Source organism: Psychromicrobium ferritrahens (genome assembly GCF_043789415.1).
In the GTDB taxonomy this organism is placed as follows: domain Bacteria; phylum Actinomycetota; class Actinomycetes; order Actinomycetales; family Micrococcaceae; genus Renibacterium.
Genome location: NZ_JBDLLW010000001.1, coordinates 883750 through 897377, shown reverse-complemented (window position 1 = coordinate 897377; position 13628 = coordinate 883750). Strand labels below are relative to the sequence as shown.

The following is a 13628-nucleotide window of genomic DNA, read 5'->3' as shown; positions in this document are numbered from 1 at the left end:
GGGCTGGACGTAGAATAGAAGAATGACCAGCACCGCAGTGTCCGTACCGATGCCAGCCATCCCTCGTAAGCGTCGCAGTCCAGAGGAGATCGAAGCGGCGGCTCCGGTCAGCGTGCAGAAAAAGGTCCTGTTGGCTGCTCCGCGCGGGTACTGCGCCGGTGTTGACCGGGCCGTGATCGCCGTCGAAAAGGCTCTGGAGCACTATGGCGCACCGGTGTATGTGCGCAAGCAGATCGTTCACAATGTGCACGTCGTCTCATCGCTGGAATCCAAGGGCGCCATCTTCGTCGAAGAGAACGACGAGGTTCCCGAAGGCGCTCTGGTGATCTTCTCGGCTCACGGGGTTTCGCCCGCCGTCGTGCAATCTGCGGCTGATCGAGGCCTGCGAACCATCGACGCGACCTGCCCCCTGGTCACCAAGGTCCACCGGGAAGCGGTGCGCTTTGCGCGCGATGACTTCGACATCCTGCTGATCGGGCACGAGGGTCACGAGGAAGTCGAAGGCACCTCGGGGGAGGCTCCGGAGCATATCCAGATCATCAATGGCCCGCACGAAGTCGATCAAGTCACGGTGCGTGACCCCGAGAAGGTGATCTGGCTTTCACAGACCACCCTGAGCGTCGACGAGACAATGGAAACCGTGCGTCTGCTCAAGGACCGGTTCCCCACTCTGCAAGACCCGCCGAGCGACGATATCTGCTATGCCACCACCAATCGCCAGGTGGCGATCAAGAAGATCGCTCCGCAGGCCGATTTGGTGATCGTGGTGGGTTCGGCGAATTCCTCGAACTCGGTTCGGCTCGTCGAAGTGGCCCTGGAGTACGGTGCGAAAGCCTCCTACCGGGTGGACTTCGCCAATCAGGTCGATGAGTCCTGGTTCGAAGGGGTGTCCACCGTCGGAGTTACTTCCGGGGCATCGGTCCCTGAGGTCTTGGTCAAGGATGTACTCGCGCTGCTATCCGACTACGGCTACGGCACCGTGGAGGAAGTGGTGACCGCCGAGGAAGATCTGCTCTTCTCCTTGCCCAAGGAACTGCGCGCCACCCTGAAACAGGCGGGGGATTCTTCCAGGGCGCTTGGCGGTCGCGGCGCACGGCCGCAGAACTGACGTTTCCGTCACTCTAAGGTCTTTCGAGGAGCTCGGGAGCGCTGAGTGAACGAGGCTGCTGCGGAATCGCCTGCGGATCCGGTAACTTCTCGGGGTCCAGGCTGTTGAGTTTTCGAGCGGTGGGCAGCACCCGGCTCTCCAAGGAGCCGACCAGGGCGTTGTATTTATCCACTGATGACCTGATCGAGCCACCCAGCTTCTCAACGTGCTCACCTAATTTAGAGAGCCGTTCGTAGAGCTGGTTCGAGGTTTCGAAGAGTTCTTTGGCGCTTTCGGTCAGCACGTCTTGCCGCCAGGAGAAAGCTACCGCTTTCAGCACCGCGAGCAAGCTCACCGGTGAGGCCAGCACGACCCCCTTGCTGAGCGCATAGTCCAGCAGCTGGGCATCGGCGTTCAAGGCCACGGACAGAATCGATTCGGCGGGTAGGAAGCAGATCACCACCTCCGGGCTGGTTGAGGAACCGTTCCAGTATCTTTTGCCGGCCAATGCATCGATGTGGACTCGCACCGCCTTGGCATGGCGTGACAGCGCGCTCGCGGTGGCAGCTTCATCGTCAGTTTCTTGGGCCTCCAGAAAAGCGCTCAACGGCACCTTGGCGTCCAGCACCAGTTCCTTGCCGCCCGGAAGCCTGACCACCATGTCCGGGCGCTGCATTCCGTGTTCAGCGAGTTGCTGGACTTGCTCCGTGAAATCGACGTGGCTCAGCAGGCCCGCGGATTCGACCACCCTGCGTAACTGCACCTCGCCCCAGCGGCCGCGGGCGCTCGTGGATCGTAGGGTGGACGCTAGGGACTGAGTGGTCTGTAGCAGCAGGGCATCAGAGGCCTTGGCGTCTTTGAGCTGCTGGGCCAATTGGCCGTACTGTTCCATCCGGTCGCGTTCCAGGAGAGCCACCTGGCGTTGCACATCGCTGAGCTTTTCGGCGACCGGGCTGAGCGCGCGCAAGACCGAGGAGTCCTGTTGGCTCTGTGCGGTCAGCAGCCGGGATTCTGCCTCCGCCGCGGCCAGAGCCGCATTCGCCTCGTTCAGCCGGGCTGAAGTCTCGGTGAGATCTTCCTGTAACTGTTGCTGGCGACGTCGTAAGAGCAGATAGGCGCAGACCATCCCTACCGCCAAACCGATCAGCACGCCGAGAAGAATTCCGTCCATAAGCTCAGCTTTGCACGAGGCACCGACAAAAGGTTGCAGGGGTTGTGGTTTGTCCGTGATGCGGGTGGAGTGGGAGCTGAGCCGTGAGTCGTGAGCTCTGCCCACTGAATCGGCGCATTCAGTGGGCTAAGCCGTTCCAGCCCAGTGAAACGGTGATTCGGTGGGGTGGGGTAGCTAGTTCGTTCCTCACTGCTAGGCACCTGCCGCTAAACTTAGTTCCCGTGGCTCTTACTATTGGCATTGTCGGACTGCCTAATGTCGGCAAATCAACCCTTTTCAATGCGCTGACCCGCAATAACGTGCTCGCGGCGAACTATCCGTTCGCCACCATCGAGCCCAATGTCGGCGTCGTCAACCTTCCGGATCCCCGGCTCGGCAAGCTTGCCGAGCTGTTCGGTTCAGCACGGTTGCTGCCCGCTGTGGTGTCTTTCGTCGATATCGCGGGCATCGTCAAGGGTGCCAGCGAGGGGGAAGGTCTGGGGAACCAGTTCCTGGCCAATATCCGTGAAGCGGAGGCGATCGCCCAGGTGATCCGGGTGTTCGACGATCCGGATGTGGTCCACGTTGACGGCAAAGTCGATCCGCGTTCCGATATGGAGACCATCAATACGGAACTGATTCTGGCCGATCTGCAGACCATTGAGAAGGCTTTGCCCCGCTTGGAGAAGGCGGTCAAGCTCAAGCAGAAGGAAGCTGCGGAACTCGCCGCGGTGCAGGCTGCCCAGCAGGTTCTGGAACGCGGAGATACCATTTTCTCCTCGGTGGCCAGTGACAAGCTGGAACTGGAGTACTTGAAAGAGCTCAGCCTGCTCACCGCGAAGCCTTTCATCTACGTCTTCAATGTCGACGACGCCGTGCTGGGCAACCCCGAGCGGCAAGCCGAGCTGCGGGCCCTGGTGGAACCCGCTGACGCGATCTTCCTGGATGCCAAATTGGAAGCCGATCTGGTCGAGCTCTCCGAGGAAGAGGCCCGGGAGATGCTTGAGATGAACGGCCAGGAAGAATCGGGCCTCGACCAACTTGCCAGGGTGGGTTTCCACACCCTCGGCTTGCAGACCTACCTGACGGCGGGTCCCAAAGAGGCCCGAGCCTGGACGATTCGCCAGGGCGATACCGCTCCGGTGGCGGCCGGCGTCATCCACACCGATTTTCAACGAGGATTCATCAAGGCCGAGGTGGTGCACTTCGAGGACCTGGTGGAAGCTGGCTCGATGGCCGAGGCCAAAGCCAAAGGCAAGGTCCGGATCGAAGGCAAGGACTATGTAATGGCCGACGGCGACGTGGTGGAGTTCAGGTTTAACGTCTAGCAACCTGCAGGGGAACGTTCCTTTGGCCAACTAAGTTTTGGATAGTAGGTTTTGGCTTAGGATCTCCGGATTGGCTCCTGGAATTGAGTATTTTTCGGAGAAATCACAAGAGACATCAGCTTTGCAGCAGCGGCGATAGCTATCCAGGAAACGAGTAGGCCTTGGCTGCTGTGCGAAGGCCCGCTCGTTTCATACAGAGATTTACTGATAGCGGCGTACTGCCTCTCGGATTTCCTCAACGAAGGTATATATCTCTTCAAGCGAGTTGAGGGGATGTCTGGTTTCATTCTTGTCTTCATCCAGAAGCCCCAGATATTTTTGGCGTGCAGAGTTGAAATGAAGACGAGCGATCGGTTTCCTGTTGTTATCGTCCAGCAGGATTGCGAAGTAACTCTTTGAGTCCCGGTGGGTGATCCGTTGAGGCTTGACATCTGCACAAGCGATGGCTTTGACAATCTGGTAACCCTCGAGCTCCTCAAGAGTTGTTTCGATTTCAGTATCTCGATCGAGATCGCGTTCGGCAACGCTTCCACTATCTACGGAAGCGTCGGATGGGGATTCTGCGGACGGCACCTGGGTTCCTGCGCCAAGTGCGGTTTTCAACCGGTCGTTTACTTGGTCTGTCAGAAACTGCTTCGCGGCCTTCGTGACAAGCACAGAAAATTGTTCACGAACACGCTGCGTGAATAAACCGTCATAGACGCGAGTTGCAATAAACCTTACGAACTCATCACTAGGTTCACGGAACTGCGCAGCGATCTCTCGTTTAAGCGCACCGACATATTTCAGCTCTTCCGCAGTGCTGATGATTGACTCCAGGTTGAAGTCGTCTTTGCTAAGTTTTTGGATCTCGGGGATTAATATTTCGTCGATGTCGCTGAGATCGAGTACCAGGAATGGTTTCGAGTCCATTCGATTCGGCGCGTCAAGATCGGTGTAGAACTGCCAGATGATCCCGTTCGTAAGGGCGGCTATCCTGGCATTGGTGACTCCGAAGTATCGGTACAGCTGCGAGGCATTCTCTAAGGTGAGTGCTGACTTCGATGTTTTACATTCAATGAGGATTTGCACTTCTCCTTCGCGCATCACTGCGTAGTCGATTTTCTCCCCTCGTTTTGTGCCGACGTCAGCTGTGAACTCTGGTACGACCTCTAGAGGATCAAAGACGTCATAGCCCAGGATGGATGAGATGAACGGCATAACGAACGCATTCTTTGTCGCTTCTTCTGTCGCGATGGCCTCTGCCTGATTGCCGATTTTCGTACCAAGTGCCCGAAGGCGTTCATTGAATTCCATCTGCACTCCTAAGGTGTGAATAGTGCCTTGACGCTAACACGATTCCATAGTGAAATTGCTGCTCATCTTAACTAGTGCCTCAGATATCATGCCGGGAGATGCTAGCTTCATGACAAATGAGATCATGGTTTGGTCTTATTGTCAGTGGGGTCTACTCGATGAGGCATGCTGATTAGGTAGCTGACAGAGAGTAAATGAACCAGGAAGAAACTGTTCTGCTCGGGGGCTTAGAGGGTCTGAAGTGCTAGCTTTAGGCTTTGTAGGTGACCTCGGGTGCTGGTCTTCGCTTCTGGCGTTTCTGGCCCACGGCGACGTCGTCCAGTTCAGGTTTAACGTCTAGTCCCCTTCCGTTCTGAGCACTCCTCTCCCTTCGAGTGTGGAGATCTGCACCTAAAAGAGCCTCAAAACGTGTGGATCTGCACACTCGATGCGTTCTTCCTGCTTTACTCCTTCGCACTGGCAGGTATCTTGGAGTAGGGGTTCCTCGCTAATATCGTTGGCCGCATCGGAGCGGTCAGCAACTTGAATGATTCTGGCGAGGTGCGATGGGGGCGCCGTTGAGCGCGAGCTAGGAGGCATAATGCGGGTGGGTCGTGCCGTTAAGGCGCTGGGTCTGACGACGATTGTCGCGATGGCTTTGACCGGTTGCGAGGGGAGTACGAACAACCTAGAGAGTCCCGAGATCAGTGAGCTTCAGGGCGGAACCGTGACTGTCGCTGAAGCCAATAGCTTCAGCAGCTTCAATTCGAACACAGCGCACGGCAATCTGGACATCAACTCCAAGGTCTCTTATGCCACCCATTCAGGATTCGGCTACCTCGACCAGAACCTGAACGTGGTGCTCAATGATAAATTCGGAAAAATAGAGAAGATTTCCGATTCTCCCTTGACCGTGAAGTACACCATTAACGACGACGTCAAATGGTCAGATGATGCTCCGGTGGATGCCAATGACCTCATTTTGGAATGGGTGGTCTCCTCCGGTTATTTCAATGATCGGAATGAGGCCTCGGCCAAGGGCACTAACTATTTCACCTTTGCGGGGGATACCACTGGTCTAGCGCTCTCGGACTTTCCCGAAATTGGCAATAACGGGAAAAGTATCACGCTAAAATACTCGCAACCCTATGCGGATTGGCAGACCGCCCTGGGGTTTCCCACGGTTTCTGCGCCCTCTCATGCACTGGCTCAAAAAGTAGGGCTAAAAGATGCTGCAGCCTTGACATCTCTTTTCAAGAACACTCCTCGAGGAAATCCACAATCTCCCGCCCCGGTCAATCCTCAACTGAAAAAGGTTGCCGATTTCTGGAATACCGGATTCGATGCTCAGACCTTGCCGACGGACACTTCCCTGTTCCTTTCCAACGGTCCATATGTGGTCAAATCCATCGGATCTGATCAGTCCATGACCTTGGTGAAGAACCGTGACTACAGCTGGGGACCGGCGGTGCATCTCGATCAGATCAACATCCGGTATATGCCCGATGCCTCGGCTCAAGTGGAAGCTCTGAAGGAGGGGCAAGCGGATATTGTGGTGCCCGCGGCCTCCGCTGAGGTGATTAACCAGATTGACTCGATGACAGGCAGCGGAGTCTCGATGGTCAAGGGTGAACAGCTTTCCTACGAACACCTTGATCTCGACTTCACCGGTGTGTTCGCGAATAAGAACACCAGGCTGGCCTTCTTGAAAACCGTGCCACGTCAGGACATCGTCAATAAATTCATCAAGCAATTGGATCCGGAGGCGAAGCCGCTTGATTCTCAGCTATTCGTGCCAGCTCACGCTAAATACCAGGATTCAGCGGCGAATAATGGATCTGCCCAGTTTCAGGTGCCCGATATTGCGGGAGCCAAAAAACTCCTAAACGGAGCGAAACCGAAAGTCAGGATCCTTTTCGACCGAAATAATCCGAGCAGGTATGACATTTTCAGGATTATTGCCAGCTCTGCTGCGCAGGCCGGTTTCGAAGTGCTTGACGCCAGCCTGCCAGGGGACGGTTGGTCCAAGGCGCTCGGCGGAGATTCTTACGACGCCGCCATCTTCGGCTGGAGTAATCCGGGAATTGGCGTGAGCGATGTGCCGCAGATCTTCAAAACCGGCGGTGAAACGAATTTCAATCAATTCAGCGATAGCAAAGTCGACGAGCTGACCAAGACTTTGATCACCACTTCGGATGCGACCCAGCAGGAAGACCTGAAGCTCCAGATTGACAAGCTGATCTGGGACGACGCCTATGGATTCCCGCTCTTCCAATGGATCGGACTCAATGTCTTCAGCAGGCACGTCACCGGAATCAAATACAACCCGACTCAGCTAGGAGTCTGGTGGAACGTCTGGGACTGGGCCGCTCGCGCATAACCGAATTGGCCCGGCGTCCGTTGGTCCGGCGTTCGTGGGTCCTGTCGAGGAAGCTATCTGACGAAAAGGGCGCAAAGAACGATCGCCAAGACCAAGCCGAGAGCGATTCCGGTCTGTAACCAGTTGACCTCAGTGCTGACTTTGTCGGCTTTGAAGCCGTGGTGAGGTGAGTCCTGGTGCGCCGAAGTGCCCAGTACCGGCGTCGAAGCTCGATTTGAGGACGCCGAAGAGGCGGTTTCGCCGAAAGCTTTCCAGCGCGCTCGTACCGCGAGCACCGCAGGTGTCTCGGGATCTTTACGGCTGGCCGCGCCCGGCGCAGGAGCAGCCCAAGCGCTGTACTTTCCTGAATCGGTGACCAGGGTGAGGGAGTATTTAGTGCCCAGCGAGCGTAAGGCAAGCCAGGGGACTGAAGCGGTTCTCACCGGATTGACCACCAGGATCCCCTGGTCGGTCACGGTCACCACCGGGAACCAGAACAGCCAATAACCGCTATAGGCGACCAGTGCGAGTACCGGCAGGCTGAGCACTAGATCGCGGGCCGCAAAACCACTCAAAAATGCCAGGAGCAGCCCGGCCACCGCGATCACATAGAGCACTATGGCCATAATTTTGGCGCTGCGTGGACGAAAATGCTCAATGGGCATGGGTCCATGCTGTCAGATTTCCTGTTGGAAGCTAACTTTTAGCTAACGAAAATACCCAAAATTACCGTTAGCGGGCCACGGGTATTAGTCTGTACCCAGTGTTTGTTGCGTGCGTCACCTTCGCGCGCAGGAATATTGCCGGGTGGAACCCGGGACCTCGCACAACAATCCTAGGAGGCGGAATGCGTTTCTCGCGCACTTCCAAAGCAATCGGCGTTGCGGCCATCGCTGCACTCGCTCTGACCGCGTGTGGCGGTGGGGGCGGGGGAACGTCTTCATCCGGCTCGAACGCGTCAGGTAACGCAGAAGCCATCGTTTCAGCCTTTGGCGGCGAACCGCAGAAGTCTTTGATCCCCGCTAACACCGGTGAAGTTTTCGGTGGCCGGGTCGTGGAGTTGCTCTTCCAAGGCCTGCTCAGCTATGACGCCAGTGGCAAGCCGGTGAATGAGCTCGCTGAATCCATCGATAGCTCGGATCAGCAGACCTACACCATCAAGATCAAGACCGGCACCAAGTTCACCAACGGTGAAGACGTCACCGCCAAGACTTTCGTGGACAGCTGGAACTTCAGCGCTTTGAGCACCAATGCACTGACTAACTCGTCGTTCTTCGCGCCTATCGAGGGCTATGATGACGTCAGCGCAACCACTGGTGAGGGAGATGCGGCTAAGCCGGCTCCCAAGGCCCAGACCATGAGTGGTCTGAAGGTTGTTGACGACTCCACCTTCACCGTCAAACTGACTGCGCCGAACTCGGACTTCAAGCTGGGCCTCGGCTATTCGGCCTTCGATCCGATCCCCTCGGCTGCCATCAAGGATCCGAAGACCTACGGTGAGAAGCCGGTTGGCAACGGCCCCTACAAGATGGGCCCCGATGGCTGGCAGCACGATAAGTCCATCTCCTTGGTGAAGAACCCTGATTACAAGGGCCCGCGCGAAGCCAAGAACGGTGGCATCACCTTCAAGATCTACACCGACACCGCTGGCGCTTACGCAGATGCTCAGTCTGATAACGGCAACTTGGACGTGATGGACGGTGTTCCTGGAAATAACCTGACCACTTACCAGAACGATTTCCCGGACCGCAATCTGAACAAGTCTTCCGCGTCAAACGCGAGCTTGAACGTGCCTAGCTACGTTCCCGGGTTCAGCGGTGAAGAAGGCACGCTGCGCCGTCAGGCCATCTCGCTCGCCATCGATCGCGCTGAAATCTGCAAGGTCATCTTCAGCGGTACCCGTTCCCCGGCACAGGGCTTCACGGTCAGCACGCTGCCTGGCTTCGATGCCAATATTGCGGGATCCGACGTCCTCAAGTTCGATGCTGCCAAGGCCGCCGATCTGTGGGCTCAGGCCGATAAGATCAAGCCGTGGGATGCTTCCAAGCCACTGACTATTGCCTATAACACCGATGGTGCCGGCAATAAGGAATGGGTTGACGCGGTTGCCAACCAGTTGAAGAACAATCTGAAGATCAACGCTGAGGGTAAGCCTTACCCGAAGTTCGCGGCCATGCTGGATGATCGTCAGAAGCAGAAACTGACTGGCCTGGTTCGCGCCGGCTGGCAGTCTGACTACCCGTCGATCTACAACACGCTGAGCCCGCTGTTCTCCACCGGCGCTTCCTCCAACTACGAGAAGTACTCGAACCCGCAGGTTGACCAGTTGCTCCAGGATGGGCTGAAAGCTGGTTCCGCCGATGAGAGCGCTAAGAAGTGGAATGAAGCTGAGGCGATCCTCTACAAGGACCTGCCGAACCTGCCGCTCTGGGACACCCAGCAGCAGGCGATTTGGGGCACCAAGGTCAGCGGCGTCGATCTCGATTGGCGCGGTGCGATCATCTACAACCAGATCGTCAAGAGCTAATCTGAACACCCTGAAGTACTAAGCGGTGGGGCCCGGTCCGCGGACCGGGCCCCACCGCTTAGTACTTCAGGGTGTTCAGATTANGACCGGGCCCCACTCGCATGACTGCTGGAGAAACGAATTAAGATGCAAACAATAAGACAGACGCAGAAGGGGGTGCTCGACTAGTGCTTCGCTATATTTTGCGACGTTTGCTGCAGATTATCCCGGTGTTCATTGGTGCGACCTTATTGGTCTACTACTTAGTCTTCGCCCTGCAAGGTGACCCTATCCGTGGTCTCTTTGGCGAGCGGCAGCCCAGTGAAGCAGTGATCAATGCGCTGCGAGCCCAATACAACCTCGATCAGCCTTTCTTCATTCAGTATCTGCTGTTCTTGAAGAACGTCGTTACTTTCAATCTCGGCGTGGACTTCACCGGTCGGCCGATCGCCGACATCCTGGCCTCGATCTATCCGGTGACCGCGCAGCTTGCCGTGATGGCTCTGGTCATTGAATCCTTCTTCGGAATCATCTTCGGCCTCTTCGCCGGACTCCGTAAGGGAAAGATCTTCGACGCCACGGCGCTGGTGGCCTCTTTGGTCGTGATCGCCGTCCCCACCTTTGTCATCGGCTTTGTCTTGCAGCTGGTTTTCGGCGTAAAACTCGGCTGGGTGAAACCGACGGTCGGCGTCACAGCCGATTTCAACTCTCTGCTGCTGCCGGCCATCGTGCTGGCAGCGGGTTCCTTCGCCTATATTCTGCGTCTGACCAGGGCCTCGGTCGCTGAAGGGATGAACGCCGATTTTGTGCGCACGGCTACAGCGAAGGGCCTCAGCAGGCCTCGCGTGGTGACAGTTCACATCCTGCGGAATTCGCTCATCCCGGTAATCACTTTCATCGGGGCGGATTTGGGGAACCTGATGGGCGGGGCGATCGTCACCGAAGGAATCTTCAACGTTCCCGGCGTCGGCAATAAACTTTTTCAGGCCGTGAATCGCGGTGAGGGAGCGACGGTGGTGGCAATCGTCAGCGTTCTGGTGATGGTCTTCGTGATCGCCAACCTCCTTGTCGATCTGCTCTACGCCTGGCTCGATCCGAGGATTCGATATGTCAAATAAGAGAAAGATTGAACATTTTGTCGCGCCGCTAGAGGAGACTCCGCTTCAGGCAACCGATAGCGCGGTGAGTGATGCAGCCCCCGCCAGCTTATGGCTGGAGGCCTGGCGCAATCTGCGTAAAAAGCCGTTGTTCATCATTTCTGGCTTATTGATTTTGCTGATCATCCTGGTTTCGCTTTTTCCGCAGCTTTTCTCTCCTGTGGACCCCACCGCTCTGGACGCCTGCAAGCTAGGAAACTCTTTGCAGCCGCCGAGCCCGGGCCACATCCTGGGGTACAACAAACAGGGCTGCGATATCTATGCTCGGGTGATCTATGGAACCAGGGCTTCGGTGTCGGTGGGCATCCTCTCGACCATCGGCGTGGTTCTGATCGGTGGCATCCTGGGTGCTCTAGCCGGTTACTTCGGTGGCTGGCTCGATGCGATCATCGCTCGACTCGGTGATATTTTCTTTGCCCTGCCGCTGGTCCTGGGCGCACTGGTTGTTGCCCAGCTGCCGTACTTCCGCGAAAATCCGGGCGTTCTTGCCGTGGTTGTTATTCTGGTGACTTTCGGCTGGCCCAATATCGCCAGAATCACTCGAGGCGCGGTGATCGAAGTCAAGAACAATGATTTCGTCACTGCCGCTACTTCCCTGGGTGTTTCCCGCTTTGGCAGCCTGATCAAACATGCCATTCCCAATGCCCTGGCGCCGATCATCGTGGTCGCCACGGTGAGCTTGGGCACCTTCATCGTCGCGGAAGCCACGTTGTCCTTTCTGGGCATCGGTCTTCCGGGAAGCGTGATGGCCTGGGGACAAGATATCTCCACAGGTCGAGAAGTTTTACGCACTAATCCCGAGGTGTTGATCTACCCCGCCGCCGCTCTGTGCATCACGGTGCTGAGCTTCATCATGCTCGGCGATGCGGTCAAGGATGCTCTGGACCCGAAAGCGAGGAAGCGATGAGTCACGCAGCTCAGAATCCGCAGCAAGTGCGGATCGTAGAAGATACCCAGGGCCAGGATGTGCCGCTGCTGGATATCCGTGATCTTGACATCACCTTCAACACCGCAACCGGGCCGTCAAAAGCGGTACGTGGTGCGAACCTGACGGTGATGCCCGGTCAGACTGTGGCGATTGTGGGCGAGTCGGGTTCCGGCAAATCCACCACGGCGCTCGCCGCCATCGGATTGCTCGCGGGCAATGGCTCGGTCACCAACGGACAGATCCTGTTCGACGGCGAAGACCTGGCCACTGCCGGGAGCAAACGAATCGTGGCTCTGCGCGGCAATTCGATCGGCATGGTTCCGCAGGATCCGATGTCCAATCTCAACCCGGTCTGGAAGATCGGTTTCCAGGTCAGGGAGACCCTCAAGGCCAATGGTTTGCCGTCTTCCAAGGCCGACGTCGCCCGGGTACTCTCCCAGGCAGGGCTGCCCGACGCCGAACGGCGTGCCGCGCAATACCCGCACGAGTTCTCCGGTGGTATGCGACAGCGTGCACTGATCGCGATCGGTCTCTCCTGCCAGCCCAGATTGCTCATCGCGGACGAGCCGACTTCAGCGTTGGACGTCACCGTGCAGCGGCAGATCCTCGATCACTTGGATAAGATGACCAAGGAACTGGGCACCGCGGTGCTGTTGATCACTCACGATCTGGGTCTTGCTGCTGAGCGGGCCGAGAAGGTCGTGGTGATGTACAAGGGGCAGGTAGTCGAATCGGGCCCCGCGCTTGAGCTTCTGCAGAACCCGCAGCACCCCTACACGAAGCGATTGGTTGCCTCGGCGCCTTCCTTGGCTTCACGCCGCATTGAGGTTGCCAAGGAAGCCGGTGAAGAGGCCGATAATCTCTTGGCCAGCACAGCCGAGCAGGTCAAAGCCGCTGACGAGATCATCGAGGTGAAGAACCTCAGCAAGGTCTATCAGTTGAGGCAGGGCGCACTCGGTCGCAGCGTTGGGTTCAGTGCGGTTGACGATGTGTCCTTCTCCGTCAAGCGGGGCACCACCACGGCAGTGGTGGGGGAGTCCGGCTCGGGTAAGTCCACGGTGGCCAAAATGCTGCTGAACCTGGAGAAGCCCACCAAGGGAAATATTATTTTCGACGGCGTGGATATGACCGCGCTGGACCGCTCACAGCTGTTCCATTTCCGGCGTCGGGTGCAGCCGATCTTTCAGGATCCGTACGGTTCCTTGGATCCGATGTACAACATCTATCGGACCATTGAAGAACCGCTTCGGGTCCATAAGGTGGGCGACAAGAAGTTTCGTGAGGCCAGAGTCCGGGAGCTCTTGGAACAGGTCGCTTTGCCGGCTTCCATGATGCGCCGGTTCCCGAACGAGCTCTCGGGTGGTCAGCGTCAGCGTGTGGCCATTGCCCGGGCGCTCGCGCTTGAGCCCGAGGTGATCATCTGTGATGAGGCGGTTTCCGCGCTTGACGTGTTGGTGCAGGCTCAGGTGCTGAACCTGCTCGCGGATCTGCAGTCACGACTCGGCCTGACTTATGTCTTCATCACCCACGACTTGGCGGTGGTGCGTCAGATCGGCGACAACGTCTGTGTGATGGAAAAAGGCCGGATCGTGGAGACCGGAACGACCGATGAGGTCTTCGAGAATCCGCAGACCGAGTACACCAAGAAGCTCTTGGCCGCTATTCCAGGCCGCGATCTGGAACTGCACTCAGAGGCTTCGTAGCTCTAAGGAATGATGGATTAGGGGTGTTGGGCTTTCCCAGGGAAAGCCCAACACCCCTAACATTTAATCTGCTTCTCCGCCTGAGGCATTATCAGTCTTCAAAAGCCGGTGATGCTCAGTAACCACCCGCTGCCT

General features: G+C 57.2%; 10 protein-coding genes. 7 read left to right on the top strand and 3 right to left on the bottom strand.

From position 1 onward, the window contains the following. The first annotated feature begins 22 nt into the window (after window positions 1-22). Window positions 23-1108 (top strand): 4-hydroxy-3-methylbut-2-enyl diphosphate reductase, encoded by a 1086-nt coding sequence (locus ABDK06_RS04165; RefSeq protein ID WP_394939212.1) that lies wholly within the window; start codon window positions 23-25, stop codon window positions 1106-1108. Between the two features lie 13 nt (window positions 1109-1121). Here the strand turns inward: ABDK06_RS04165 and ABDK06_RS04160 are convergent, their stop codons facing one another. Next, a complete protein-coding gene (locus ABDK06_RS04160; protein WP_394939210.1) occupies window positions 1122-2258 on the bottom strand; it encodes a DNA recombination protein RmuC in 1137 nt (378 codons plus the stop codon). Window positions 2259-2479: 221 nt separating this feature from the next. Between ABDK06_RS04160 and ychF the strand changes: the two genes are divergently transcribed. Beyond that, entirely contained in the window at window positions 2480-3565 is a 1086-nt protein-coding gene (gene ychF / locus ABDK06_RS04155; RefSeq protein WP_394939208.1) for a redox-regulated ATPase YchF, read from the top strand. A gap of 201 nt (window positions 3566-3766) precedes the next feature. Here the strand turns inward: ychF and ABDK06_RS04150 are convergent, their stop codons facing one another. Beyond that, window positions 3767-4861 carry a type I restriction endonuclease gene (locus ABDK06_RS04150; protein WP_394939205.1) on the bottom strand — a complete coding sequence of 365 codons (1095 nt, stop codon included), beginning with the start codon at window positions 4859-4861 and terminating at the stop codon, window positions 3767-3769. 580 nt (window positions 4862-5441) lie between these two features. Between ABDK06_RS04150 and ABDK06_RS04145 the strand changes: the two genes are divergently transcribed. Next, a complete protein-coding gene (locus ABDK06_RS04145; RefSeq protein ID WP_394939203.1) occupies window positions 5442-7220 on the top strand; it encodes an ABC transporter family substrate-binding protein in 1779 nt (592 codons plus the stop codon). A gap of 53 nt (window positions 7221-7273) precedes the next feature. Here the strand turns inward: ABDK06_RS04145 and ABDK06_RS04140 are convergent, their stop codons facing one another. Next, a complete protein-coding gene (locus ABDK06_RS04140; protein ID WP_394939201.1) occupies window positions 7274-7864 on the bottom strand; it encodes a PH domain-containing protein in 591 nt (196 codons plus the stop codon). Window positions 7865-8046: 182 nt separating this feature from the next. On the opposite strand from ABDK06_RS04140, the gene ABDK06_RS04135 reads away from it, so the two are divergent. From ABDK06_RS04135 to ABDK06_RS04120, 4 genes are all read left to right on the top strand, one after another. Further along, window positions 8047-9726: a peptide ABC transporter substrate-binding protein gene (locus ABDK06_RS04135; protein WP_394939199.1), complete on the top strand. Its 1680-nt coding sequence runs from the start codon at window positions 8047-8049 to the stop codon at window positions 9724-9726. Between the two features lie 167 nt (window positions 9727-9893). After that, complete coding sequence (locus ABDK06_RS04130) at window positions 9894-10823, top strand: ABC transporter permease (RefSeq protein WP_394939197.1); 930 nt, start codon at window positions 9894-9896, stop codon at window positions 10821-10823. Further along, entirely contained in the window at window positions 10813-11769 is a 957-nt protein-coding gene (locus ABDK06_RS04125) for an ABC transporter permease (RefSeq protein WP_394939195.1), read from the top strand. The genes ABDK06_RS04130 and ABDK06_RS04125 overlap by 11 nt, the downstream gene beginning before the upstream one ends. Beyond that, a complete protein-coding gene (locus ABDK06_RS04120; protein WP_394939193.1) occupies window positions 11766-13493 on the top strand; it encodes a dipeptide ABC transporter ATP-binding protein in 1728 nt (575 codons plus the stop codon). Before ABDK06_RS04125 ends, ABDK06_RS04120 begins: the two co-directional genes overlap by 4 nt. Window positions 13494-13628 lie beyond the last annotated feature (135 nt).

Excerpts from the sequence above, each read along its gene's own strand:
- ABDK06_RS04165 (WP_394939212.1), top strand. The coding sequence starts at position 23 with ATGACCAGCACCGCAGTGTCCGTACCGATGCCAGCCATCCCTCGTAAG.
- ABDK06_RS04140 (WP_394939201.1), bottom strand. The coding sequence starts at position 7,864 with ATGCCCATTGAGCATTTTCGTCCACGCAGCGCCAAAATTATGGCCATA.
- ABDK06_RS04125 (WP_394939195.1), top strand. The coding sequence starts at position 10,813 with ATGTCAAATAAGAGAAAGATTGAACATTTTGTCGCGCCGCTAGAGGAG.
- ABDK06_RS04150 (WP_394939205.1), bottom strand. The coding sequence starts at position 4,861 with ATGGAATTCAATGAACGCCTTCGGGCACTTGGTACGAAAATCGGCAAT.
- ABDK06_RS04160 (WP_394939210.1), bottom strand. The coding sequence starts at position 2,258 with ATGGACGGAATTCTTCTCGGCGTGCTGATCGGTTTGGCGGTAGGGATG.
- ABDK06_RS04145 (WP_394939203.1), top strand. The coding sequence starts at position 5,442 with ATGCGGGTGGGTCGTGCCGTTAAGGCGCTGGGTCTGACGACGATTGTC.
- ABDK06_RS04135 (WP_394939199.1), top strand. The coding sequence starts at position 8,047 with ATGCGTTTCTCGCGCACTTCCAAAGCAATCGGCGTTGCGGCCATCGCT.
- ABDK06_RS04120 (WP_394939193.1), top strand. The coding sequence starts at position 11,766 with ATGAGTCACGCAGCTCAGAATCCGCAGCAAGTGCGGATCGTAGAAGAT.